The organism is Geodermatophilus sp. URMC 62, from assembly GCF_052931475.1.
Map to the genome: position 1 here is coordinate 894,367 of NZ_JBRFHY010000001.1, position 24,607 is coordinate 918,973.

The 24,607-nt window shown below is 76.3% G+C and carries 23 protein-coding genes; 12 read left to right on the top strand and 11 right to left on the bottom strand.

All coding sequences use genetic code 11. From position 1 onward, the window contains the following. Window positions 1–131 precede the first annotated feature (131 nt). Window positions 132–1,019: a dTDP-4-dehydrorhamnose reductase gene (gene rfbD / locus ACU616_RS04235; protein ID WP_446757244.1), complete on the bottom strand. Its 888-nt coding sequence runs from the start codon at window positions 1,017–1,019 to the stop codon at window positions 132–134. After that, window positions 1,016–2,011 (bottom strand): dTDP-glucose 4,6-dehydratase, encoded by a 996-nt coding sequence (gene rfbB / locus ACU616_RS04240; RefSeq protein ID WP_446757245.1) that lies wholly within the window; start codon window positions 2,009–2,011, stop codon window positions 1,016–1,018. Before rfbB ends, rfbD begins: the two co-directional genes overlap by 4 nt. A 183-nt stretch (window positions 2,012–2,194) precedes the next feature. Between rfbB and ACU616_RS04245 the strand changes: the two genes are divergently transcribed. The 6 genes from ACU616_RS04245 (at window position 2,195) to ACU616_RS04270 (ending at window position 7,627) form a co-directional block, all read left to right on the top strand. Then, window positions 2,195–3,766, top strand: coding sequence for an LCP family protein (locus ACU616_RS04245; protein ID WP_446757246.1), 1,572 nt, complete (start codon window positions 2,195–2,197; stop codon window positions 3,764–3,766). 177 nt (window positions 3,767–3,943) lie between these two features. Continuing rightward, window positions 3,944–4,744 carry a TIGR03089 family protein gene (locus tag ACU616_RS04250; protein WP_446757247.1) on the top strand — a complete coding sequence of 267 codons (801 nt, stop codon included), beginning with the start codon at window positions 3,944–3,946 and terminating at the stop codon, window positions 4,742–4,744. Between the two features lie 42 nt (window positions 4,745–4,786). Continuing rightward, window positions 4,787–5,596 carry a CoA transferase subunit A gene (locus tag ACU616_RS04255; RefSeq protein WP_446757248.1) on the top strand — a complete coding sequence of 270 codons (810 nt, stop codon included), beginning with the start codon at window positions 4,787–4,789 and terminating at the stop codon, window positions 5,594–5,596. Continuing rightward, window positions 5,593–6,261, top strand: a complete 669-nt coding sequence (locus ACU616_RS04260; RefSeq protein ID WP_446757249.1) for a CoA transferase subunit B — start codon at window positions 5,593–5,595, stop codon at window positions 6,259–6,261. Before ACU616_RS04255 ends, ACU616_RS04260 begins: the two co-directional genes overlap by 4 nt. A 31-nt stretch (window positions 6,262–6,292) precedes the next feature. Further along, complete coding sequence (locus ACU616_RS04265; protein WP_446757250.1) at window positions 6,293–7,114, top strand: DUF1028 domain-containing protein; 822 nt, start codon at window positions 6,293–6,295, stop codon at window positions 7,112–7,114. Between the two features lie 6 nt (window positions 7,115–7,120). Then, complete coding sequence (locus tag ACU616_RS04270) at window positions 7,121–7,627, top strand: universal stress protein (RefSeq protein WP_446757251.1); 507 nt, start codon at window positions 7,121–7,123, stop codon at window positions 7,625–7,627. A gap of 11 nt (window positions 7,628–7,638) precedes the next feature. Here the strand turns inward: ACU616_RS04270 and ACU616_RS04275 are convergent, their stop codons facing one another. From ACU616_RS04275 to ACU616_RS04295, 5 genes are all read right to left on the bottom strand, one after another. Next, entirely contained in the window at window positions 7,639–8,325 is a 687-nt protein-coding gene (locus ACU616_RS04275; protein WP_446761449.1) for an SGNH/GDSL hydrolase family protein, read from the bottom strand. A gap of 81 nt (window positions 8,326–8,406) precedes the next feature. Next, window positions 8,407–9,579, bottom strand: a complete 1,173-nt coding sequence (locus ACU616_RS04280) for an acyl-CoA dehydrogenase family protein (protein WP_446757252.1) — start codon at window positions 9,577–9,579, stop codon at window positions 8,407–8,409. Window positions 9,580–9,588: 9 nt separating this feature from the next. Further along, window positions 9,589–10,113, bottom strand: a complete 525-nt coding sequence (purE, locus tag ACU616_RS04285) for a 5-(carboxyamino)imidazole ribonucleotide mutase (RefSeq protein ID WP_446757253.1) — start codon at window positions 10,111–10,113, stop codon at window positions 9,589–9,591. A gap of 1 nt (window position 10,114) precedes the next feature. Next, a complete protein-coding gene (locus ACU616_RS04290) occupies window positions 10,115–11,326 on the bottom strand; it encodes a 5-(carboxyamino)imidazole ribonucleotide synthase (protein ID WP_446757254.1) in 1,212 nt (403 codons plus the stop codon). Between the two features lie 367 nt (window positions 11,327–11,693). Further along, complete coding sequence (locus tag ACU616_RS04295; RefSeq protein WP_446757255.1) at window positions 11,694–12,392, bottom strand: SGNH/GDSL hydrolase family protein; 699 nt, start codon at window positions 12,390–12,392, stop codon at window positions 11,694–11,696. Between the two features lie 138 nt (window positions 12,393–12,530). Here ACU616_RS04295 and ACU616_RS04300 point away from each other — a divergent pair, with 138 nt between their 5' ends. Next, entirely contained in the window at window positions 12,531–13,106 is a 576-nt protein-coding gene (locus tag ACU616_RS04300; protein ID WP_446757256.1) for a GtrA family protein, read from the top strand. A 12-nt stretch (window positions 13,107–13,118) separates the two neighbouring features. Here ACU616_RS04300 and ACU616_RS04305 read toward each other — a convergent pair whose 3' ends face one another. The 4 genes from ACU616_RS04305 to ACU616_RS04320 all read right to left on the bottom strand — a co-directional run bounded on the left by ACU616_RS04305 (window position 13,119) and on the right by ACU616_RS04320 (window position 18,799). After that, window positions 13,119–16,079, bottom strand: coding sequence for an AAA family ATPase (locus ACU616_RS04305; protein ID WP_446757257.1), 2,961 nt, complete (start codon window positions 16,077–16,079; stop codon window positions 13,119–13,121). After that, window positions 16,076–17,242, bottom strand: coding sequence for an exonuclease SbcCD subunit D (locus ACU616_RS04310; RefSeq protein ID WP_446757258.1), 1,167 nt, complete (start codon window positions 17,240–17,242; stop codon window positions 16,076–16,078). Before ACU616_RS04310 ends, ACU616_RS04305 begins: the two co-directional genes overlap by 4 nt. A gap of 85 nt (window positions 17,243–17,327) precedes the next feature. Next, on the bottom strand, window positions 17,328–17,924 hold the full coding sequence (locus tag ACU616_RS04315) for a PH domain-containing protein (RefSeq protein WP_446757259.1): 597 nt from the start codon (window positions 17,922–17,924) through the stop codon (window positions 17,328–17,330). A gap of 32 nt (window positions 17,925–17,956) precedes the next feature. Next, on the bottom strand, window positions 17,957–18,799 hold the full coding sequence (locus ACU616_RS04320) for a biotin--[acetyl-CoA-carboxylase] ligase (RefSeq protein WP_446757260.1): 843 nt from the start codon (window positions 18,797–18,799) through the stop codon (window positions 17,957–17,959). Window positions 18,800–18,896: 97 nt separating this feature from the next. Here ACU616_RS04320 and ACU616_RS04325 point away from each other — a divergent pair, with 97 nt between their 5' ends. The 5 genes from ACU616_RS04325 to ACU616_RS04345 all read left to right on the top strand — a co-directional run bounded on the left by ACU616_RS04325 (window position 18,897) and on the right by ACU616_RS04345 (window position 24,603). Further along, window positions 18,897–20,522 (top strand): acyl-CoA carboxylase subunit beta, encoded by a 1,626-nt coding sequence (locus ACU616_RS04325; protein ID WP_446757261.1) that lies wholly within the window; start codon window positions 18,897–18,899, stop codon window positions 20,520–20,522. Further along, entirely contained in the window at window positions 20,519–20,734 is a 216-nt protein-coding gene (locus tag ACU616_RS04330; protein ID WP_446757262.1) for an acyl-CoA carboxylase subunit epsilon, read from the top strand. The genes ACU616_RS04325 and ACU616_RS04330 overlap by 4 nt, the downstream gene beginning before the upstream one ends. After that, complete coding sequence (locus tag ACU616_RS04335; RefSeq protein WP_446757263.1) at window positions 20,731–21,339, top strand: Maf family protein; 609 nt, start codon at window positions 20,731–20,733, stop codon at window positions 21,337–21,339. Before ACU616_RS04330 ends, ACU616_RS04335 begins: the two co-directional genes overlap by 4 nt. Window positions 21,340–21,461: 122 nt before the next feature. Continuing rightward, window positions 21,462–22,730 carry a hypothetical protein gene (locus ACU616_RS04340; RefSeq protein WP_446757264.1) on the top strand — a complete coding sequence of 423 codons (1,269 nt, stop codon included), beginning with the start codon at window positions 21,462–21,464 and terminating at the stop codon, window positions 22,728–22,730. A 112-nt stretch (window positions 22,731–22,842) separates the two neighbouring features. Beyond that, the gene (locus ACU616_RS04345; RefSeq protein WP_446757265.1) at window positions 22,843–24,603 is read left to right on the top strand and encodes an acetyl/propionyl/methylcrotonyl-CoA carboxylase subunit alpha; all 1,761 of its coding nucleotides are present in this window, start codon (window positions 22,843–22,845) and stop codon (window positions 24,601–24,603) included. The last annotated feature ends 4 nt before the right edge of the window (window positions 24,604–24,607 follow it).

A 24,607-nucleotide genomic window follows, 5' to 3' on the forward strand; every position in this document is an offset into this window, starting at 1 on the left:
CTCCGACACGGGTGCGCGCCTGTGAGCACGTCCCACCCGTCACACCCACCGCAGCCACCCCGGCGGAGGCGGACCGGTCGGTCACGGCCGGGCGGGCGCCGCCGCGACGGCCGGGGGGGACCGGACGGGGCTCAGCCGAGGCCGGGCACCGCCAGGGACAGGGCGGCGCGCCACGGCCGGGGCGCCGGGAGGCCGGCGGCCAGCCAGGCGCCGCCGTCGAGGACGGAGTACGCCGGCCGCGGCGCCGGCCGCGGGAAGTGCTCGGTCGTCGTCGGGGACACCAGCGCGGGATCCGCGCCGAGCTCCTCGTAGACGGCGCAGGCCAGGCCGAACCAGCTGACCGCGCCGGCGTCGGTCCGGTGCAGCACCGCCGGGGCCGGCTCGTCCCGCTCCCCCACCGCGACCAGCCCGGCGGCGAGGCCGGCCGCCCACGTGGGCGAGCCGACCTGGTCGTCGACGACCGACACCGGGGCGCCGGCGGCGGCGCGGCCGGCCATCGTGCGCACGAAGTTGGCCCCGTGCCGGCCGTAGACCCAGGCGGTGCGGACGACGGTGGCCTCCCCGCCGGCCGCGGCGACCGCGCGCTCGCCGGCCGCCTTGCTGCGTCCGTACGCCGAGCGCGGCGCCAGCGGGGCGTCGACGGGGTAGGGCTCGGTGGCGGAGCCGTCGAAGACGTAGTCGGTGGAGACGTGCACCAGCCGCCCGGCGCCGGCCAGCTCCTGGGCCAGCCAGCCGGGCGCGTGCCCGTTGACCACGGTGGCGGTGTCCTCGTCGGTCTCGGCGGCGTCGACGGCGGTGTAGGCGGCGGCGTTGACCAGGACCGCCCGCCGCCCCGCCGCCCGCGCACCGCCCAGCCAGTCGCGGACGACCCGGCGGACGCCGGCCTCGTCGGTGAGGTCGAGCCGGTCGCGGCCCAGCGCGGTGAGCGCGTCGTCCGGCCGGCCGGCCAGCAGCGCCGTCAGCTCCCGGCCGAGCTGGCCGTGCGCGCCGGTGACCAGCCACGCGGTGGGGACGCTCACGCGCGGGCCGTGGCCGCGGCGGCCTTGAGCGGCTCCCACCAGGCGCGGTTGTCGCGGTACCACTGCACGGTCAGGGCCAGCCCCTCCTCGAAGGGCATCCGGGGCGCGTAGCCGAGCGCGGCGGTCCTGGAGTAGTCGACCGAGTAGCGCAGGTCGTGCCCGCCGCCGCGCGGGTCGACGATCGGCTCGACGTAGCTCCAGTCCCGGCCGGTCGCCTCCAGCAGCTTCGCGGTGAGCTCGCGGTTGGACAGCTCCCGGCCGCCGCCGATGTTGTAGAACCCGCCGGCCTCCCCCCGCTCGAGCACGAGCTGGATGCCGCGGCAGTGGTCGTCGACGTAGAGCCAGTCGCGGACGTTGACCCCCTCGCCGTAGAGCGGGACGGGGAGCCCGTCGAGCAGGTTGGTGACGAACAGCGGGATGACCTTCTCGGGGAAGTGGTAGGGCCCGTAGTTGTTGCTGCACCTGGTCACCGAGACGTCCAGGCCGTAGGTCCGCGCGTACGCGCGGGCGAGCAGGTCGCCGCCGGCCTTGGCCGCCGAGTAGGGCGAGTTCGGCTCGAGCAGGGTGTCCTCGGTCCAGGAGCCCTCGTCGATCGAGCCGTAGACCTCGTCGGTGGACACGTGCAGCACTCGGCGCACGCCGTGGCGCACCGCGGCCTCGAACACCTGCTGGGCGCCGAGCACGTTGGTGAGGACGAACGCCGAGGCGCCGGTGATCGACCGGTCGACGTGGGACTCGGCGGCGAAGTTGACGACGACGTCGTGGCCCGGCAGGGCGGCGTCGAGATCGGCCGGGCTGCAGATGTCGCCCCGGACGAAGCGGTAGCGCGGGCTGTCGGCCACGGGCGCGAGGTTGGCGGGGTTGCCGGCGTAGGTGAGCTTGTCGAAGACGGTCACCTCGGCGTCCTCGTAACCGGCGTAGCCCCCGGTGAGCATCGTCCGGACGTAGTGGGAGCCGATGAAACCCGCTCCTCCGGTCACGAGCACGCGCATGGCCGCATCCTGCCGCCGGCCGGCACGCCGGGCATCCTCCGCCGGTGTGACGTCTGTGCCGGGTGGGGTCGGGCGCGACTGGGCGGGCGGCCGGTGCCAGACGGGCACCGCCGCCGGCGAGACGGAGCGTTCCGCCGTGTCGCGGGCCCGGCGCGCCCGCCGCTCGCCCCTAACCTCGGTCCCGTGAGCCGAGACCGCAACGAGCACGGCGGCGCCCCGGGCCGGCCGCTCCCGGCCCGGCTCGACCCGCGCGCCGGCCGTGCCCCCCGCTCCGACCGCAGCCAGGACGCCCCGGCCGACGGTGCCGGGCGCCGTGCCCCCCGGGAGCGCGCCGACCGTGCGCCGGGCCGCCGCCCCGTCGTCGTCGCGCGGGCCGCGGCCGCCGTCCTGTCGGTCGTGCTGCTGGCCGGCAGCGGCTGGGGCTGGTACCTCGGGCGGGTCGCCGAGGCCACGGTCAACCGCACCGACGCCATCCCGACGGCGGGCAACTCCGACGCCGGGGACGCCCCCGAGGCGATCAACATGCTGCTGGTCGGCAACGACAGCCGCGCCGAGCTCACCCCCGAGCAGCTCGCCGAGCTCGACGCCGGCGAGGACTCCGGGATCAACACCGACACGATGATCCTGGTGCACGTCCCGGCCGACGGGTCGCGCGCCTCCTTCGTCTCGTTCCCGCGCGACTCCTACGTGGAGATCCCCGGCCACGGCAGGGACAAGCTCAACGCCGCCTACGCCTACGGCTACTCCGAGGTCGACGACTCGGCGACCGAGGACCAGCGCCAGGCCGGCGGTGCCCAGCTGCTGGTGCAGACGATCAGCCAGCTCACCGGCCTGCAGATCGACCACTACGCCGAGGTCGACCTGCTCGGCTTCTTCGAGCTCAGCAGCGTCGTCGGCGGCGTGGAGGTCAACCTCTGCGAGGCCGTCGACGACTCCGCCTACTCCGGCGCGGTCTTCCCCGCCGGCCAGCAGGTCATCGAGGGCGCCGACGCGCTGCGCTTCGTGCGGCAGCGCCACGGCCTGCCCCGCGGCGACCTCGACCGGATCGTCCGCCAGCAGGTGTTCCTCGCCGGCGTGCTGCGCAAGATGCTCTCCGACGACGTGCTGCTCGACCTGGGCACGCAGCGGGAGCTGGTCGAGGCCGCCTCGCAGTCGCTGACCATCGACCGCGACCTCGTGCTGCTCGACCTGGCCCAGCAGATGCAGGCGGTGACGGCGGGCAGCATCAAGTTCCAGACCGTGCCGATCGTCGGCGACGACCGCGACGACCAGGGCCGCTCCATCCTCCGGCTGGCCGACGAGGACACCCTGCAGGCCTTCTTCGCCGAGCTGTCGGCCGAGCCCGAGGAGGCCGCGCCCAGCACGACGGAGGCACCCGCGGCCGTGGCGCCCTCGGACGTGTCGGTCGAGGTCTACAACGGCTCGGGGGTCTCCGGCCTGGCCGCCGAGGCCGCGGCGTCCCTGGAGGACGCCGGCTTCACCGTGACCAGCACCGGCAACGCCGACAGCAACGACTACGCGCGGACGACGGTCCGTCACGCCTCCGGTGACGACGCGCTGGCCGCCGCCGTGGCCGCCGCCATCCCCGGCGCGGCCACCGAGGAGAGCAGCGACGCGAGCTCGGGGACCGTGCAGCTGGTGCTGGGCGAGGACTTCAACGGCGTCGGCCAGCAGACCACCCAGCAGGCCCCGGCCCCCAGCGGCGCGGCCGAGGAGACCCCGCGGACGGCGGCCGACACCTCCTGCATCAACTGAGGAAGGACCCCCTCGCCCCCCACACCTCGCTCCGCTCCGCGCGGGCCCCTGCGAGGGGGCCGTTCCAGCACGTCACCACCCCCGCCGCTCGCAGGCTCGCGGCGGGACCCCGCAGGGAGGCCGGTCGACGGCTGCGGCGGTCCCTGCACGGCGCTCACCTGCTGGGAGGCTGGGGGCATGCCTGCCTCCCCGCGGACGCCCGCGGACCTGCTGGCCGCGGCGCTGCGCCGCGAACCGGCCGCGCCCCTGATCACCTCCTACGACGACGCGACCGGTGAGCGGGTCGAGCTGTCGGGCACGACGCTGGCCAACTGGGTGGCGAAGACCGCCAACCTGCTGCAGGACGAGTTCGACGTCGGCACCGGCAGCACCGTCGCCGTCGCGCTGCCGGTGCACTGGCAGACCGCCGCGGTGCTGCTCGGGGTGTGGAGCTGCGGGGCCGCCGTCCTCGACACCGCGGCCGAGGACGACGGCAGCCTGGACTCAGCCGACGTCGTCCTCGCCGCGCAGGACCGCCTCGCCCCGCTCGACGACCAGGACGTGCCCGAGCTGCTGGGCCTGTCGCTGCACCCCCTGGGGCTCGGCATGACCGGCTACTCCGGCCCGGCCCGCGACTTCGCCCTCGAGGTCCGCGCGCACGGCGACGTCTTCACGCCCCACGTCCCCCCGGACCCGGCCGCGCCCGGTCTGCTCGCCGGCGGGCTCGAGCTCACCCTCGGCGGGCTGGCCGCCGCGGCCGCCGAGCTGGCCGGGCGGCTGGGCATCGCCGCCGGCGACCGGCTGCTGGTCGACGAGCGGACCGCGGCCGAGGCCGGTCCGGTCGCCTGGCTGCTGGCACCGCTGGCGGCCGGCGCCTCCCTGGTGCTGTGCCGCAATGCCGATCCGACCGCGCTGGGGAGCCGGGCGGCGTCGGAGCGGGTCACCGCTACGCTCGGCCTCCGGATCGAGGGCTTCCGCGAGCTCGGCCGTCCCGCCTGAGGGACCGGCCGGGCCGCCTCAGGGACGGACGGTGGTCAGCTGATGGACAAGGTCGTCGCGAGCGCGCGGGAGGCGGTGGCCGACGTCGGGGACGGCGCGACCCTCGCCGTCGGGGGGTTCGGGTTGTGCGGTGTGCCGATCAAGCTGATCGACGCGCTGCTTGAGCAGGGCGCCTCGGGGCTGACCACGATCAGCAACAACTGCGGCGTCGACGACCGGGCCCTGGGCGTGCTCCTCTACGCCGGGCGCATCACGCGGACGATCAGCTCGTTCGTCGGCGGCAACAAGGAGCTGGCCCGCCTGTACCTGTCCGGCCAGCTGTCGGTCGAGCTGACCCCGCAGGGCACGCTGGCGGAGCGGCTGCGCGCCGGCGGCACCGGCATCCCGGCCTTCTACACCCCCACCGGGGTGGGCACCATGGTCGCCGACGGTGGCATCCCGGTGCACTACGACGCCGACGGGAACGTCGTGGAGACCTCCCGGCCCAAGGAGATCCGCGAGTTCGACGGCCGGCAGTACGTGCTGGAGACCGCGCTGACCGCCGACTTCGGCCTGGTCCGCGCCGCGAGGGGTGACCGGCACGGCAACCTGGTGTTCCACGAGTCCGCGCGGAACTTCAACCCGCTGGCCGGCATGGCCGCGCGGATCACCGTCGCCGAGGTCGAGGAGCTCGTCGAGCCCGGCGAGATCACCCCCGAGGACGTGCACCTGCCCGGGGTCTTCGTCGACCGGGTGGTCGTCGTCGGCACCGAGGGCAAGGGGATCGAGAGCCGCACCACCCGCCCGCGCACCGACCGCTCCGCCGCGCCGGCCGCCGCCGGCGACGAGGCCACCGAGGGGAACGCCCGATGAGCCTGACCCGCGACCAGCTCGCCGCCCGCGTGGCGCTGGAGCTCCAGGACGGCCAGTACGTCAACCTCGGCATCGGGATGCCGACCCTGGTGCCCAACTTCGTGCCCGACGACGTGCACGTGGTGCTGCACTCGGAGAACGGCATCCTCGGCGTGGGCCCCTACCCCTTCGAGGGCGAGGAGGACCCCGACCTGATCAACGCCGGCAAGGAGACCGTGACGGTCCTGCCCGGGGCCAGCTTCTTCGACTCCTCGCTGAGCTTCGGCATGATCCGCGGCCAGCACCTCGACGTGGCCGTGCTCGGCGCGATGCAGGTCAACCCCCGCGGCGACCTGGCCAACTGGCTCATCCCCGGCAAGATGGTCAACGGCATGGGCGGCGCGATGGACCTCGTCCACGGCGCCCGCACGGTGATCATCATGATGGAGCACGTGGCCCGCGACGGGTCGCCCAAGCTGGTCGAGGAGTGCACCCTGCCGCTGACCGGCAAGACCTGCGTGAACAGGGTGGTCACCGACCTGGCCGTCGTCGACGTCACCGGCGAGGGGTTCGTGCTGCGCGAGGTGGCACCCGGCGTCACGCCCGACGAGGTGGTCGAGAAGACCGGCGCCCCGCTGTCCGTGCCCGGCGACGTCCCGACGATGGCGCTGCCGGCCACCGTCTGACCGCGGCACCGGCCACGGCACCGCTCCCCCGGTGACGTTCTCGGTCGTCGCCCGCGACCCGCTGACCGGCGAGATGGGCATCGCGGTCTCCTCCTGCATCCTGGCCGTCGGCCGGGCGGTGCCCAGCGCCCGGCCCGGGGTGGGCGTCGTGGCGGTGCAGGCGCGCAGCCCGCGCGGCCTCGGCAACGTGCTGCTGGGCGGGCTGGCCGAGGGCACCGCGCCGGCGGTCCTGGTGCGGCGGGCCGCGCACGCGGCCGAGGACGCCGACCGGCAGCTCGCCGTCCTCGGCGCCTCCGGCGAGGTGGCCGCCGACACCGGGCCGGGCTCGTTCCCGGTCAGCGGCCACCTCGTGGGCGCCGATTGGAGCGTGCAGGGCAACATGCTCGCCTCCCCCGACGTGCTCCCGGCGATGGCGCGGGCGGCCGAGGCCGCGTGCGGCCCGCTGCCCGACCGGCTGCTGACCGCGCTCGCCGCCGGCCAGGACGCCGGCGGCGACCTGCGGGGGCGGCAGTCGGCCGCGCTGCTGGTGGTCAGCGGCGAGCCGGCCTCCGAGGAGGACGACGGCGTGCGGGTGGACCTGCGCGTCGACGACTCCGGCGACCCGGTCGCCCAGCTGCGGGTGCTGCGCACCCTGCAGCGCGCCTACGACGAGCGCGACTACGAGACCCTCGCGCTGTTCGCGCCGGAGGGCGCGCGTGACCTCTACGCCGCGCTGGCCGCGTCCCGCCGTGGTGACCGGGCGGCCGCGCGCGCGGCCCTCGAAGCCGTGCGGGCCCGTCCCGGCTGGTCGGCGTGGCTCGCCGCCATGGCCGGGGACGCCCGCCTGTCGGCGGTCTCCCGGCTGCTCGGCTGAGCCGCCGTGCTGGACTGGGGGCGTGACCGCCCTCCGTCCGTCGAGCCGGTCCCGTCGGTCGACGGGCCGCGCGTCCTGCTCGTCGGCGTGGACGGCTCCCCCAGGTCGATGCGGGCCGCCGCCTACGCCGCCGGGCTGGCGCGCCGCCAGGGCGCCCGGCTGGTCGCCGTCTACGTCGAGGGCGCGCCGTCCACCTTCGCCGCCCACCTGACCGACGCTGGCGCCTCCGAGCTGGTGACCCAGCGCGAGCTGGCCGCCGAGCTGGCCGCGGAGCTGGCCGCGGAGCTGGCCGTCGCCGAGGAGCGGATCGGCATGGCCATCGAGTTCGTCGTGCGGCGCGGCGAGCCGTTCACCCTGGCTCGCGGCATGCGCCATCCACACCCTGTTCGGGTCCTGGCCCGCGCCTGGACCGGCGTCATCTGGCGCAGCTGGCAAGACCGCCAGCCCTACGATCCCGCCCGCCACGGCGCCCTCAACCGATATCTCAGCCAGGGCACTGCGACCGCGGCTTGACACAGGGCTACTCAGAGGCCGGCGGCCCGCAGTGCCTCGACGAGCTCGTCGGCGAGCACCGCGTAGCCCTCGTCGTCGGGGTGGGTGCTGTCGGCGTAGAGGCCGTCTGGAGGCGTGAGCCAGTCGCCGGCGATCGGGTCGACGAACAGCAGCCCCGCCTGCGTCGCAGCCGCCTTGAGGGCGTCGCGGATCGCCTCGATCTCCCGGCGCGGCACGCCGGGTGCCGCCAGCGGCCCCAGGATGACCACCCGCGCACCGGGCACCGCGGCAGCGAGGTCGGCGTAGAGGGCGGCGGCCGCGGCCCCGACCTCGGCCGGGGGGACACCGGCGTCGTTGGTGCTGCCCTGCACCACGATGACGTCGGGGGCGACCGTGGCGACGTCGGCCACGCGGGCACTGAAGGGCGCCCGGTTGCCACCCCCGCCGTCCGCGACGTAGCCAGTGCGCGACTGCCCGGCGTCGACCCGGCTCCAGCCGAGCCGGTCGGCAGCACGGGCCGCGTAGGTCGGGCCGGCCGAGCGCCGACGCCGACGCCGACGCCGACGCCGACGCCGACGGTGTAGGAGTCCCCGAGGAACACCGCGCGAACCCCGCCGTCGTCCGGGACGGCCGCCGAGGTCGTCTGGGCCGTGCCAGTCGACGCGGCCTCGCCGGCCGCCCCGCCGCAGGCGGCCAGCGCGAGGCAGGAGGCCAGGCAGGTCACGAGCAGCACGGCGGGGCGGAGCATGGGGGCGGTCACCCGATCAGGATGACCGCCGCGGCCCGCACACCGGGGAGCCCTACCGCAGGAGGCTCCGTGCAATCACCATGCGCTGGATCTGGTTGGTGCCCTCGTAGATCTGGGTGATCTTGGCGTCGCGCATCATGCGCTCGACCGGGAAGTCCTGCGTGTAGCCGGCGCCTCCGAAGAGCTGGACGGCGTCGGTGGTGACCTTCATGGCGACGTCGGAGGCGAAGGCCTTGGCCGCGGCGCACAGCCGGCCGAGGTCGGGGTCCACTTTGCCGCCGGAGTGGCCCGACTCCCCTCGGGCGGCGGCGACGTACACCAGGTGCCGGGCGGCCTCGATCTGCACGGCCATGTCGGCGAGCATGAACTGCACGCCCTGGAAGTCGCTCACGGCCTTGCCGAACTGCTTGCGCTCGCGGGTGTACTCGACGGCGGCGTCCAGCGCGCCCTGCGCGATGCCGACGGCCTGCGCGCCGATGGTCGGGCGGGTGAAGTCCAGCGTCCGCAGCGCGGTCTTGAAACCGGTGCCCTCGGCGCCGATCATCCGGTCGGCCGGGACGGTGCAGTCGGTGAAGTAGAGCTCGCAGGTGGGCGAGCCCTTGATGCCCATCTTCCGTTCCTTGGGGCCCACGGCGAAGCCCGGGTCGTCGCGGTGGACGACGAAGGCGGAGATGCCGTTGGCCCGCTTCTCCGGGTCGGTGACGGCCATGACCGTGTACCACTCCGACACCCCGGAGTTGGTGATCCAGGCCTTGGTGCCGTTGAGCACCCAGGTGTCGCCGTCGCGGCGGGCGCGGGTCCGCATCGCCGCGGCGTCGGAGCCGGCCTCCCGCTCGGACAGGCCGTAGCTGATCATCGCGTCGCCCGCGGCGATGGAGGGCAGGACCCGCTGCTTGAGCTCCTCCGACGCCGACAGGATGATCGGCATCGACCCGAGCTTGTTGACCGCCGGGATGAGCGACGCCGACGCGTCGACCCGGGCGACCTCCTCGATGACGATGCAGGTCGCGATCGCGTCGGCACCCTCGCCGCCGTAGGCCTCCGGGATGTGCGTGGCGTGGAACCCGGCCGCCGTCAGCGCCTTCTGCGCCTCGATCGGGTAGCGGGAGTCGGCGTCGACCTCGGCGGCGTACGGCGCGATCTCGCGCTCGGCGATGTCCCGGACCGCGGCCCGGATCGCGTCGTGCTCCTCGGTCAGCTGGTAGAGCCCACTCGTCGTACTCACGAGGGGATGCTAGGACGTCCCAACAGTGCCGGGGCCACCGGCGAGCCGGGCGCGCAGCGCGGCGTCGCGGGCGACGACGGAGTCGGCGAGGTCGGCCTGGAACCGCTCGACGGCCGCCCGCAGCTCCCGGTCGGCCGCGGCCAGGATGCGCACCGCCAGCAGGCCGGCGTTGCGCCCGCCGCCGATCGACACGGTCGCCACCGGCACGCCGGCGGGCATCTGCACGATCGACAGCAGGCTGTCCAGGCCGTCGAGCCGGTCCAGCGACCGCGGGACGCCGATGACCGGCAGCGGTGTCGCCGCGGCCAGCATGCCGGGCAGGTGGGCCGCCCCGCCGGCGCCGGCCACGAGGACGCGCAGGCCGCGCCCGGCCGCGCCCGCGGCGTAGTCGAGCATCCGGTGCGGGGTGCGGTGCGCGGAGAGGACGTGCACCTCGTACGGGACGCCGAACTCCCCCAGTGCCTGCGCGACCGGCTCCATCGTGGGCCAGTCGGAGTCGCTGCCCATGGCGATCCCGACCAGGGGCTCGGTCACCTCAGTGCTCCTCGGCGAACGCGAAGGCGGGGTCGACCTCGCCGTCGGCCAGGTAGCGGGCCGCGGCGACCGCCCGGGCGCGGACCTCCTCGAGGTCCTCCCCCAGCGCGGTGACGTGCCCGAGCTTGCGGCCGGGGCGCTGGCCCTTGCCGTACCAGTGCAGCTTGACGTCGGGCCAGTGCGCCATGAGGTGGTGCACCCGCTCGTCGATGCCCGGGCCGTCCCAGCCGGCGGCCGCGGCCCGGCCCCCGAGCACGTTGGCCATGACCACGACCGGAGCGGCCATCGCCGTCGACCCCAGCGGGTAGTCCAGGACGGCGCGCAGGTGCTGCTCGAACTGGCTGGTGCGCGCGCCCTCGATGGTCCAGTGCCCGGAGTTGTGCGGGCGCATGGCCAGTTCGTTGACCAGGACGCCGTCGCCGACCTGGAACAGCTCGACGGCCATGACGCCCACGACGCCGACGCGGTCGGCGATCCGCACGGCCAGCTCCTGGGCGGCCAGCGCGCCGTCCTCGTCCAGCCCCGGGGCGGGCGCGAGCACCTCGGTGTTGATGCCGTCGCGCTGCACCGTCTCCACCACCGGCCAGACGGCGACCTGGCCGAACGGGGAGCGGGCCACCAGCACGGCCAGCTCGCGCACCAGCTCCACCCGCTGCTCGGCGAGCAGGCTGCCGTGCGCGGCGAGCAGGTCGGCGGCCTCCTCGGCGGCGTCGAGGACGAACACGCCCCGGCCGTCGTAGCCGCCCCGCGGGGTCTTGACGACGACCGGCCAGCCGGTGGTCGCGGCGAACCGCGCCAGCTCCTCCTGCGACCGCACCTCGGCCCAGACCGGCTGCGGCTCGCCGGCCGCGGCCAGCGCCCGGCGCAGGACGAGCTTGTCCTGGGCGTGCACGAGGGCGTCGGGGCCCGGGGCCATCCGCACGCCGTCGGCGGCCAGCGCCCGCAGGTGCTCGGTCAGCACGTGCTCGTGGTCGAAGGTGACCACGGTGGCGCCCTCGGCCAGGGCGCGCAGCGCGTCGAGGTCGCGGTGGTCACCGAGGCGGACGTCGGCGGCGACCAGCGCGGCGGACTCGGCGGGGTCGGTGGCCAGCACCCGCAGCGACTGGCCGAGCGCGATGGCGGCCTGGTGGGTCATCCGGGCGAGCTGCCCACCCCCGACCATGGCGACCACGGGCAGGCCGGTCCGGGGGTCAGTCGGTGCGGGCGCCAACACACCGAGAGGTTATCCGGGCCGTCGTGCAGCACCATCGGGGACTCCGAGTGCCGGCACCGGTCCTGTATCTCGTCGTGCACGACGACTCGATCGCGCCGGGTGACCCGCCGTTCGGAGTCGATGGCCCCCGACGGGGTGAGCCGGCGGAGCGCGTCGTCGTGGTCGCCGCACAGGTCACGCCGACCCGAGGACGGGCGTCATCAGGAGGGCCCCGGTCACTCGCGTGTCCGGACCGGTGCGCACCGCAGCGCCGAGCGATCTCGCCGGTGCCCTGCGGCTGGTTGCTCGGTCCGCCTCCGGCGGTCGGCGTCCGTGTTCGGCACCGGCTCCGGCGGCGTTCCGCGCCGACCAGGTCCGACCCCCGCGCTCAGCGCAGGCCGACCAGCTCCGCGCGCAGGCGCCGGCCGACGACGTCGGCGACCTCCTGGGTCGGGTGGACCCCGTCCGCCGAGGTGCCGGGCGCGTAGGCGCCGTCGACCGAGATCCCCTGCCACGGGTCGATGAAACGCCACCCCTGCGCCGCGGCCAGGTCCTCGAGCCGGCGGTTGAGCTCCAGCGCCTGGGCCGGGTCCACGTCGAAGGGCGGGATCGCCGAGAGCAGGACCCGCGGGACGCCCACCGTGGCCACGATCGCCCGCAGGTCGTCGGCGGTGACCTCCCAGGGCAGGCGGAAGAGGTCGTTGGTGCCGGCCAGGACCACCACGACGTCCGCGGACGAGGGGACGACGCCGGCGCGCATGTCCTGCGTCGTGGCGCCCGGGACCGCCCAGCCGCCCTGGAACTCCAGCGGCGGACCGAGCGCGGCGGGCAGCCACGAGCGGGTCCCCGGGACCGCCGTCCCCTCGATCGGCAGCGAGCCGGCGGTGATCGAGTCGCCGACGACCGTGAAGGTGAGGGGCGTGTCGACGGTGGCGGGAGCCTCCGCCGGGCCGGGGTCGGCCGTCGCGCCGGTGGACGGGCTCGGGGTCGCCGAGGAGGACGCGCTGCCGGCCGGGCCGGTGCCCTCGTCGGCGTGGGACCGGGTGCAGCCGGCCGACAGGGCCACCGCGAGGACCACCGCCGCCATCAGGGCCGCCCTCCCCCGACGGCCCGCTCCCCCCATGCGCCCAGTATTCCCGCCGCCGTCCCCGGACCACGGCCGACCCGGGGACCGCCCGCCGCGTCTCGCGGGAGGACCGGCCGCGGGTCCGTACAGTCGTCGGGCGTGCCCCTCCTGCCGGCCGTCCGCCGTCGCGCCGGGACCACCTGGCGACTGCTGCTCAAGGAGCTCTCCGCCTTCGGGGTCGTCGGGAGCGCGTGCTTCGTCCTCGACCTCGGGCTGTTCCAGCTGCTCTACGCCCACCTCGGCGTCGGCGCGGTCACCGCCAAGTTCTCCTCGACGGTCGTGTCGATGACCGTCGCCTACTTCGCGCACCGGCACTGGTCGTTCTCCCACCGGGCGCGGACCGGCCTGCGCCGGGAGTACTCCCTCTTCGTCGTGGTCAACGGCCTGACGCTGGCGCTCGGGCTGGCCCTGGTGGCCCTGGTGCGCTACCCGCTGGGCCAGGAGAGCGCGCTGGTCCTGCAGGTCACCAACGTCGCCTCGACGGCGCTCGGGACGCTGATCCGCTTCCTGTCCTACCGGCGGTGGGTCTTCGTCGCCGCGGACCACCCGGCGGCCCTGTCCGCCACCCCGTCCCCCGCTCCGGCGGACGCCGGAGCCGGGCCGGCCGAGCGGGCCGGCGAACGGCGGGGCGGGCACCAGGCCGGCGTCCCCGGTCGGGCGCTGCCCGGGCTCTGAGCCGCCGCCTCCTCAGCCGGCCAGGCGTGAGCCCGACCGCCCGGCGACCACCTCCAGGCGGGTCGGGACGCGGGTGCGCAGCTCCTCGAGGTGGCTGATGACGCCGACCGTCCGGCCGCCGCGGCGCAGCTCGTCGAGCACGGTCATCACCGCGTCGAGCGCCTGGGCGTCGAGCGTGCCGAAGCCCTCGTCGACGAAGAGCGTGTCCATCTGCACCCCGCCGGCCTCGGCGGTGACGACGTCGGCGAGCCCGAGGGCCAGCGCGAGGGAGGCCATGAAGCTCTCCCCGCCGGAGAGGGTCTTGGTGGGCCGCCGGGTGCCGGTGTACTCGTCGAGGACGTCGAGCCCGAGGCCGCCCCGGGCGCCGTGGCGGCCCATCGCGTCGCTGTGCAGGAACGTGTAGCGCCCGCGCGACATCTCCTGCAGCCGCCGGCTGGCCACCTCGGCCACCTGCTCGAGGCGGGCGGCGAGGACGAAGGACTGCAGCCGCATGCGCAGCGTGTTGGCGCCGCGGCCGCCCACGAGGTCGGCGAGCCCGCCCACCTGCTCGGCGCGGGCGCGGCGCTCGGCGAGCTCGACCTCGGCGGCGACCACGTCGCCGGCGAGCCCGTCGAGGGCGCCGGCGCAGCGGCGGGCCTGGTCCAGGGCGGTCACCGCCTCCTCGCGGCGGGCGGTCAGCTCGGCGCAGCGCGCCTGCAGCGCCGCGACGTCGGGCCGCTCGCCCAGGTCGGCGAGGTCGGGATCGGCGAGGGTGGCGGCCAGCACCGAGCGGGCCTCATCGTGCTCGCGCAGACGCCGGTCGAGCCCGGCCAGCTCGCCATCGGCCAGCAGGGCACCGGCCGCGTCCGGGACGTCGTCGAACCCGGCCGCCGCGGCGCGCGCCCGCGCGGCGGTCCGGGCCTCGCCGGCGGCGGCCAGCGCACGCTGCTCCTCGTCGGCCGCGGCGACGGCGGCCTCGCACCGCTCGGCCTCCCCGGCCAGCCGGTCGACCCGTGCGCGCAGGTCGGCGTCCTCCCCGCGGGCGGCGTCGAGCCGGGCGGAGAGCTCCGACAGCGCGTCGGCGCGGGCGGCGCGCTCGGCGGTGCACCGCTGCAGCGCCTCGCGGTCGGCGGCCAGCGCGGCGACGGCGGCGTCGCGCCGGCCCTCGGCGGCGGCCAGCGCCCGGCGCGCCTCCTCGGCACCCCCGGCCAGCCCGGCGACCGCCGCCCGCTCCGCGCGGGCACGGGCCGCGTGCTCGGCGAGCTCCGCGGCCGGCCGGTGCCCGGAGCGCTCCCGCAGGACGGCGAGCTCCCGCTCGAGCTCCTCGACGGCACGACCGGCCGCGGTGCGCCGCTCGTCGGCGGTGTCGACGGCGGTACGGGCGCGCTCCTCGTGCTCGGCGGTGACCGACGCGGCGGCGGGCACGGCGGGGCGCGGGTGCTCGGTCGAGCCGCAGACCGGACAGTCGGCGCCCGCGCGGAGCCCGGCGGCCAGCTCGGCGGCCATCCCCTCGAGCCGGGCGGTGCGGACCTCGACCAGCCGCTCGCGTGCCGCCAGCCAGGTCAGCCGCGTGGCGTCGGCGTCGGCGCGGGCCCGCTCGAGCCGGCCGGCGACCGTGGCGGCGCGGGTCGCGGCGTCCAGCGCGGCGCGGGCGGCCTCCTCGGCCGCGGCCAGGCCGGGCAGCCGCGCCGTGGCGGCCTGCGCGGTGTCCAGCGCGGCCTGCGCGGCGGCCACGCGGGCCGGCTGCTCCTCCACGGCCCGGGCGCCGTCGGCGCAGCGGGCGGCGAGCCGTTCGGCGGCACCGGCCAGCCGGGCGACCTCGGTGGTGAGCGCCGCGGCCCGGCCGGCCTCGGGCAGCAGGACCCGGGCCGCCGCGGCGGCGTCGCGCAGCTCCCGGGCGAGCGCCGCGTCGGCGTCGCGGCCGCCGGAGACCGCCGCCCAGGCGGCCGCGGCGGCTCCCCGGCGGGCGGTGGCCCGCTCCGCGGCCAGGGCGGTGCGGCCGGCCGCCTCCAGCACGTCGCGCAGCGCCTCGGCGCGGCGGCCGGCGTCGGCGCGGGCCCGCAGCGGCGCCAGCTCGGGCTCGCGGGCGGTGAGCCGCTCCCGCTCGGCGCGGGCGCGATCGCGGCGGGTGTGCCGGTCGGCCAGCGCCCGCGCGGCGGCCAGCTCGACGTCGACGCGGGCGCTCGCGGCGGCGGCGTCGTCGGCCCGGGCCGCGGCGTCGGCCTGCCGCTCGGCCGCCCGGGCGCGCACGCCGCGCACCCAGGCCTGCACCGAGGCGCCGGGGTGGGCACCCACCAGCTCCGGCGCGAGCTCCTCGGGCACCTCGACGTCGGCGATCTGGGCGACCCGGTGCAGCAGCGTGCTCACCCGGTGCCGGTCGGCCCGCAGCGCCTCCTCGGCGGCCCGGCGCTCGCCGGCCAGCCAGTCCTCCGCGCGGGCGAACCGGTCGACGTCGAACAGCGTGCGCAGCAGCCTCCCGCGGTCCTCGGGCTCGGCGCGGAGGAACCGGGCGAAGTCGCCCTGGGGCAGCAGCACCACCTGGCAGAACTGCTCGGCCGACAGGCCCAGCCGCACGCGCAGGTACTCCGAGCCCTCGTCGATGCGGGTGCTGACCGGCTCCCAGGTGCCCTCGCGCCACCGCTGCACGACCAGCCGCGCCTGCTCGGTGGTCTCGCCGGCGCCGCGCTTCTTGGGGCGGGTCTGCTCGGGCCGGCGGGCGACCAGCAGCCGCTCGCCGGCGAGGGTGAGCTCGCAGGAGACCTCGGTGCGGGTGCCGGCGTCGGCGTGGTCGCTGCGCAGCCGCCGGGCCTCGCCGCGAGCGCCGGGCACGGTGCCGTAGAGGGCGAAGACCACGGCGTCGAGCAGCGTCGTCTTGCCCGCCCCGGTGGGGCCCCACAGCAGGAACAGCCCGTCGCGGGCGACCTCGTCGACGTCGACGGTCTCGGTGCCGGCGAACGGGCCGAACGCGGTGAGGGACAGGGAGTGCAGCCTCACCGCGTCAGCTCCTCGCGGGCCGCCGCGCCCAGCGCCCGGGCCAGCAGGTCGCGCTCGGCCTCGGTGGCGCCCACCCCGCCGCGCACGTGCGCGACGAACTCCCCGACCACGTCGAGGTCGTCGCGGCCGCGCAGGCGCTCCTGGTAGCTGCGGCCGTCGCCGGCGCCTCCGCCACCGGTCCACTCCAGGTGGACGCAGTGCGCGAAGCGGGCGCGCAGCTTGCGCATCGGGTCGGCCGGGCGGACGTCGTCGGTGAGCCGCACGGACACGAAGGCGTCCTCGGCGGAGGCGTGCGCGGGGTCGGCGAGCAGGTCGTCGAGGGTGCCGGTGAGGACGGCGAGCGGCCGGGGCGCAGGCAGGTGCACCGGGCGGACGCCGGCCAGCCCGGCGGTGTCGAGGTCGACCAGCCACACCTGCTTGCCCTGCCCGGCCTCGCCGAAGGAGTAGGCCATCGGCGAGCCGCTGTAGCGCAGCCGGTCGGTGAGCGACTGCGGCCGGTGCAGGTGGCCCAGTGCCACGTAGTCGACGCCGTCGAACACCGCCGCCGGCACCACCTCGACCCCGCCGACGCAGATGTCACGCTCGCTGTCGCTGGCCACGCCCCCGCCGACGAAGGCGTGCGCGAGCACCACCGAGCGCGCGCCGGAGCGCAGGAAGAGGTCGGCCCGCACCCGGTCCATCGCCGCCCGCAGCACCGCCTCGTGGCTGCGCGCCGCGTCGTCACCCCGCCCTCCGAGGCCCAGCTCATGGCGGGCGATCTCCGGCTCCAGGTAGGGCAGCCCGTAGACGGCGACCTCGCCGTGCGCGTCGGCGAGCAGCACGGGCTCGTCGAGCCGGGAGGTGGCGGCGCGCACGTGCAGGCCGGCCTTGGTCAGCAGCCCGGAGAAAGTGCCCAGCCGGCGGGCGGAGTCGTGGTTGCCCGGGGTGAGGACGACGGTGGCCCCGGCGCCGAGCAGCCGCTCGACGACGCGGTCGAGGACGGCCTGGGCGTCGGCCGACGGGACCGCCCGGTCGTAGACGTCGCCGGCGACGACGACGGCGTCCACACCCTCGGCGGTGACGACCCCGGCCAGCCCCGACAGCACCGCCTCCTGCTCGGCGAGCAGGTCGGCACCGTGCAGCGACCGCCCGATGTGCCAGTCGGATGTGTGCAGCAGCCGCATGGGTGCGCAAGGTAGGTCGGGGGGCCGACAGAACCGGCCAGGCTCGCCGTGACCGGTCGGTCACACCCCGCCCCGCCGGCCCGGGTCAGAACGGGGCGGTGGAGTGACCCGACGCCCGGTGCCAGCCGGAGGCCCACCCGCCGTACGGGTCGTCGTGGGGATCGGCGGACCGGCCGGCCTCGTGCGCCCGCCGCTCGTCGTCCTCCTCGATCAGGTGGTGCAGCAGCGCCGCGGTCCCCTCGACGTCGGGCACCCGCTCGAGGACGAGGGCACCGCCGTCGCCCACCGACTCGACGGTCAGCGTCCCGGAGCGGGTGAGCCGCTGCCGCAGCGTCTGCCGGAACGAGACGTCGGTGACGCGGGACAGCGCGACGTCGCGCCCGCGCCGGGAGCGGACCCCCTCGCGGGAGAGCAGTCGGCGCGTGGTGAGCACGTGGTGGGTCGTGCGCCAGCGCAGCAGCGGCCCGGCGAGGAGGACCGCCAGGGCGCCCAGCGCGACGGCGAGCAGCGTGAGGCGCAGTGCACCCTGCTGAGGTCCGGGCGGGACCAGCGCGGCGAGGTGGGAGCCGGCGCCGACGACGACGAGGGACCGGACGACCGGCCAGAACAGCGTCGTCCAGTGCGGGTGCAGGTGGACGACGACCTCCTCGTCGTCGACGAGGAGCTTGTCGGGGTAGGGCACCCCGCCAGGATGACCGAGCGCGGGCCCGCCGGTCAGGCTCCGCGCGGGCGTGTCCGCACGTGCTGGACGTCGCCGCTGGCGAGCTCGACGGTGCCGGCGCCGGTGCGGACGACCAGCCGGCCGTCCCAGTCGACGGAGGTGGCCGTGCCCGACAGCGTCGAGCCGTCGGGCAGGCTGACGGCGACCTCCGCGCCGACGGTGGAGCACCAGGCGAGGTAGTCGCCGGCCAGGCCCGTGACCACGGGGTCGCCGAGCGCGGCGGTCCAGGCGAGGTAGCGCCGCTCGAGCGCCCGCAGGTAGGCCAGCAGCACCGGCGTCCGGTCGACCTCCGCGCCGGTCACCTGCGCCAGCGAGGTCCCGGTGGGCGGGAGCTCCCCGGCGCGGGTGGACACGTTGAGCCCGGTGCCGACGACGACCGCGGTGCCGCTCACCTCGGCCAGGATGCCGGCGAGCTTGGCGCCGTCGGCGGCCAGCAGGTCGTTGGGCCACTTGAGCGAGGTGCGCACGCCCGTGACCTCCCCCACGGCCTCGCCCAGCGCGATGCCGGCGAGCAGGGGCAGCCAGCCGCGGCGGGCGGCGGGGACGTCCGGGCGCAGCAGCACCGACACGGTCAGCCCCGCCCGCGGCGGGGAGGTCCAGGTGCGGGTCAGCCGGCCGCGCCCGGCGGCCTGGTGCTCGGCGACGAGGACGAGGCCCTCGGTCCCGTCCTCGTCGGCGGCCCGCTCGGCGAGGACGGCGTTGGTCGAGCCGACCTCCTCGACGACCTCGAGCGCGCGCCACAGCCGGCTGTCGCGGGTGAGCGCCGCCTGCAGCGCGGGGCCGTCGAGGGGCGGGCGGTCGAGCTCCGACCAGCGGGCGGAGGGCGCGTCGGTCACTCCCCTACGCTACGGCCGGTGACCGGGCCCGCGAGGGCACGGCGAGCAGAGCAGTGCCCGCACGAGCCGGGCCGACGAGCGCCAGCGAGGAGAACCCGTGAGTGCGGCTGAACTGGAGAGCGCCGGGGAGACCCCGTCCGGCGACGTCGACGTCCACACGACCGCCGGCAAGCTGGCGGACTTCGAGCGGCGGGTCCAGGAGGCCACGCACGCGGGCTCCGAGCGGGCGGTGGACAAGCAGCACGCCGCCGGCAAGATGACCGCCCGGGAGCGCATCGAGGCGCTGCTGGACCCGGGCTCGTTCACCGAGCTCGACGAGTTCGCCCGCCACCGCTCCAGCAACTTCGGCATGGAGTCCAAGCGGCCCTTCGGCGACGGCGTCGTCACCGGGTACGGCACCGTCGACGGCCGCCCGGTCTGCGTCTTCTCCCAGGACGTCACGGTGTTCGGCGGCAGCCTCGGCGAGGTCTACGGCGAGAAGATCGTCAAGGTCCTGGACCTGGCCGTGCGCAACGGCTGCCCGATCATCGGCATCAACGAGGGCGGCGGCGCGCGGATCCAGGAGGGCGTGGTCTCCCTCGGCCTCTACGGCGAGATCTTCCGCCGCAACGTGCACGCCTCGGGCGTGATCCCGCAGATCTCGCTGGTCATGGGCGCCGCGGCCGGCGGCCACGTCTACTCCCCCGCGCTCACCGACTTCGTCGTGATGGTCGACCAGACCAGCCAGATGTTCATCACCGGTCCCGACGTCGTGAAGACCGTGACCGGCGAGGACGTCAGCCTCGAGGAGCTCGGCGGCGCCCGCACGCACAACACCAAGTCCGGCGTCGCGCACTACCTGGCCGAGGACGAGGCCGACGCGCTCGACTACGTCAAGGCGCTGCTGTCCTACCTGCCGAGCAACAACCTCGACCCGCTGCCGGCGATCGAGGTCGCCCCGGCCGACACCACGCGGGACGGCGTCACCGACGACGACCGCGAGCTCGACGTGTTCGTCCCGGACTCGGCCAACACCCCCTACGACATGCACACCGTCGTCGAGCACGTGCTCGACGACGGCGAGTTCCTCGAGGTGCAGTCGCTGTTCGCGCCCAACATCGTCGTCGGCTTCGGCCGGGTCGAGGGGCGGCCGGTCGGCGTCGTGGCCAACCAGCCCACCCAGTTCGCCGGCACGCTGAACATCGACGCCAGCGAGAAGGCGGCCCGCTTCGTGCGCACCTGCGACGCCTTCAACGTCCCGGTGCTGACCTTCGTCGACGTCCCCGGGTTCCTGCCCGGCACCTCGCAGGAGTGGGAGGGGATCATCCGCCGCGGCGCGAAGCTGATCTACGCCTACGCCGAGGCGACCGTCCCGAAGATCACCGTGATCACCCGCAAGGCCTACGGCGGCGCCTACGACGTCATGGGGTCCAAGCACCTCGGCGCCGACCTCAACCTGGCGTGGCCGACGGCGCAGATCGCCGTCATGGGCGCCCAGGGCGCGGTGAACATCCTCTACCGGCGCGAGCTCGCCGACGCCGACGACGCCGATGCCCGCCGCGCGGAGCTCATCACCGAGTACGAGGACGCGCTCCTGTCGCCCTACATCGCCGCCGACCGCGGGTACGTCGACCAGGTGATCCGCCCGTCGGAGACCCGCGTCGAGATCACCAAGGCGCTGCGCCTGCTGGCCAACAAGCGCCAGACGCTGCCGTCCAAGAAGCACGGGAACATCCCGCTGTGACCGGACAGGAGCGACCGCTGCTGCGGGTCGTCAAGGGTGAGCCGACGGCGGAGGAGCTGGCCGCGCTGACCGTCGTCGTGGCCGCACTGTCCCGGCGCCGGCCGCGCCGCCGTCCGGTGCCGGTCGGCGCGTGGGCCTCGTACGCCGACGCCCACCGCCGGCCGCTGCAGCCCGGGCCCGGCGGCTGGCGCGCCTCCGGGAGGCCGGTGTGAGCGTCGACCGCAGGCTCGTGCTGGCGTCGGCCTCGCCGGCCCGGCTGGCGCTGCTGCGCCAGGCCGGCCTGGCCCCCGAGGTCGTGGTGAGCGACGTGGACGAGTCGGCGGTGCGGGCACCGCGGGTGGCCGAGCGGGTGGCGCTGCTGGCCGCGGCCAAGGCCAGCGCCGTGGCCGGCCGCGAGACCGACGCCCTGGTCGTCGGCGCTGACTCGCTGCTGGAGTTCCGCGGGCAGGCCATGGGCAAGCCGGCCGACGCCGCCGAGGCGCGCGAGCGCTGGCGGCGGATGTCGGGCCGCTCCGGGGTGCTGCACACCGGTCAGGCGCTGTTCGACGTGCGCGACGGCGCCGTCCAGGCGCGCGACGTCGTCGTCACCTCGACCGTCGTGCACTTCGCCAGCCCGAGCGCCGCCGAGGTCGAGGCCTACGTCTCCACCGGCGAGCCGCTGGCGGTGGCCGGCGCCTTCACCCTCGACGGCCTCGGCGCCCCCTTCGTGCGCCGGGTCGAGGGCGACCCGGCGGCCGTCGTCGGGCTGTCCCTGGCGGCACTGCGCGAGCAGCTGGGCCGGCGCGGCCTCGCGGTCACCGACCTCTGGCGGCGCTGACCCCGCACCCCCTCGGCCACCGGTGGGACGGATGTGACGACCGGGACGCGCGGGGTGCGACACGGCCGGGCGGGGCCGTGGTGCGCTCAGTAGTACGGACCGACCCGTCACGATCCGTGTTCATGAACGCGCAGCGAGTCGTCGTGCACATCGGGACACCAAAGTCTGGGACGACCTTCCTGCAGGAGCTGCTGTGGGAGTCGCGCCCCGCGCTCGCCGCGGCTGGCGTCCTCTACCCCGGTGAGCACCCGGGGGCGCACTTCCACGCCGTGCTCGACGTACGGCAGCGCAGCTTCCACGGCCACGTCGACCCCGGCGTCGCCGGCGCGTGGGAGCGCCTCGTCGCGGCCGCCCGCGACCACCAGGGGACGACGGTCGTCTCCCACGAGCTCTTCGGCGACCTCAGCGCAGAGGAGGCCGCCCGCGCCGTGGCCGACCTCGACTTCGCCGAGGTGCACGTCGTCGTCACCGTCCGGGACCTGGCCCGGCAGCTGCCCGCCGTGTGGCAGGAGGACGTGAAGAACCGGCACTCCCTACCCTTCGGCGACTTCCTCGAGATGGTGCGCCCCGGTTCGGGCCGCCCCGACGAGCAGCGCCCGGCCGCCGACAGCACCGAGGGCCACGCGGAGGCCTTCTGGCTGCGCCACGACGTCCCGGCGGTGCTGCGCCGCTGGGCCGCCGGCCTGCCCGCCGACCGCGTGCACGTGGTGACCGTGCCCCCGCAGGGCGCCGACCCGACCCTGCTGTGGGAACGCTTCGCGTCCGTCGTCGGTGTCGACCCGGCCGTGGCCAGCCTGCCCGACGGGCGGCGCAACCAGTCCCTGGGCCGCGCCGAGAGCGAGCTGCTGCGGCGGCTCAACGAGCGGCTCGACTACGGCGTCGAGTGGCCGCTGTACGCCTCGCGGATCACCCACGGCCTCGCCGCCGGGGCCCTCGCCGGGCGGCCGGCGTCCGCGCGGCTGACGCTCCCGGCCGCCGACCACGCGTGGGTGTCGGCCGTCGCCGACGCCGGCATCGAGGCCCTGGCCGCGCTCGGGTGCACCGTCACCGGCGACCTCGAGGACCTCCGCGTCCCGGCCGCGCCCGCCGACGACGACGACCGGACCCCCACCGTGGAGGAGCTGTTCGACGCCGCCCTCGACGCGATGGCCGCGCTGCTCCCTGTGGGGCCGCCGCCCGCCTCCGAGCTCGCGCCGGAGCCCGCGCCGGTCGAGGAGCCCGTGGCCGAGCCGGCCGCCGAGCCGCCCGTCCTGCCCGGGCCGCGAGTGCCAGCGGTGCACCTGGCCGCTGCGGCCGGCCGCGGCCGCGGTGGCCGGCTGTGGCGGCGGGTCGTCGCCCCCCGCGCCCTGCCGCCGCGCCCCGCCCCGGACGGCGAGACCGTCCCCGTCTGACCGGCGCTCGCCCCTCCCCGGAGGCGGGCGCCGGCGCGCGTCCGGCCCTGCCGCGGGCCTGGCGCCGTCGGCTGGCTACAGTCCGACCGGTCCACGAGCGAGGGAGTCGTCGGTGCAGAAGGTCCTGATCGCCAACCGCGGGGAGATCGCGGTCCGCGTGGCGCGCGCGTGCAAGGACGCCGGGCTCGCCAGCGTCGCGGTCTACGCCGAGCCCGACCGCGACGCCCTGCACGTGCGGGTGGCCGACGAGGCCTTCGCCCTCGGCGGGACGACGCCGGGGGACTCCTATCTGGTGATCGACAAGGTCATCGACGCCGCGCGGCGTTCCGGCGCCGACGCGGTCCATCCCGGCTACGGGTTCCTCTCGGAGAACGCCGGCTTCGCCCAGGCCGTCATCGACGCCGGGCTCACTTGGATCGGCCCCTCGCCGCAGGCGATCGTCGACCTCGGCGACAAGGTGGCCGCGCGGCACATCGCCACCCGCGCCGGCGCTCCCCTCGTGCCCGGCACCAGGGACCCGGTGGGCGGCGCCGACGAGGTGGTCGCCTTCGCCGAGGAGCACGGTCTGCCGGTGGCCATCAAGGCCGCGTTCGGCGGTGGCGGGCGCGGCCTGAAGGTGGCCCGCACCATCGAGGAGATCCCCGAGCTGTTCGACTCCGCCGTCCGCGAGGCGGTGTCCGCCTTCGGCCGCGGCGAGTGCTTCGTCGAGCGGTTCCTCGACAAGCCGCGCCACGTCGAGGCGCAGGTCCTGGCCGACACCCACGGCAACGTCATCGTCGTCGGCACCCGCGACTGCTCGCTGCAGCGGCGCAACCAGAAGCTCGTCGAGGAGGCCCCCGCACCCTTCCTCACCGACGAGCAGCGGGCGCGGATCCACGAGTCGGCCAAGGCCATCTGCCGGGAGGCCGGCTACCACGGCGCCGGCACCGTCGAGTACCTCGTCGGCACCGACGGGTCGATCTCCTTCCTCGAGGTCAACACCCGCCTGCAGGTCGAGCACCCGGTCAGCGAGGAGACCAGCGGCCTGGACCTGGTCCGCCAGCAGTTCCGCATCGCCGACGGCCTGCCGCTGGAGGTCACCGAGGACCCGACCCCGCGCGGGCACAGCATCGAGTTCCGCATCAACGCCGAGGACGCCGGCCGCAACTTCATGCCCGCCCCCGGCCCGGTGACCCGCCTGGAGATCCCGCAGGGCCCCGGCGTGCGGTGGGACTCCGGCGTCGAGACCGGCGGCGAGGTGGCCGGCGCGTTCGACTCGATGCTGGCCAAGCTCATCGTCACCGGCGCCAGCCGCACCGAGGCCCTGCAGCGGGCCCGCCGCGCGCTCGACGAGCTCGTGGTCGAGGGCATGCCGACGGTGATCCCGTTCCACCGGGCCGTGGTGCGCGACGAGGCGTTCACCACCGAGCCGTTCACGGTGCACACCCGCTGGATCGAGACCGAGTGGGACAACCAGGTGCCGCCGTACGCCGCGGCCCCGGTCGAGCAGGGCGAGGACGAGCCGCGGCAGACCGTCGTCGTCGAGGTGGGCGGCCGCCGGCTCGAGGTGTCCCTGCCCGCCGGCCTGGCCGCCGGCGGGGGTGCGCCGGCCGCCGCCGGGGGCGCCAGGCCGCGCAAGCGGGGCTCCGGGCACGGCGGGTCGGGCGCCTCCGGCGACTCCCTCACCTCGCCCATGCAGGGCACGATCGTCAAGGTCGCCGTCGAGGAGGGCGCACTGGTCGAGGCCGGCGACCTCGTCGTCGTCCTGGAGGCGATGAAGATGGAACAGCCGATCGCGGCGCACAAGTCGGGCACCGTGACCGGCCTGTCGGCCGAGGTGGGCGCGAGCGTGACCAGCGGCGCGGTCATCTGCACCATCGCCGACGCCGGATAGCCGC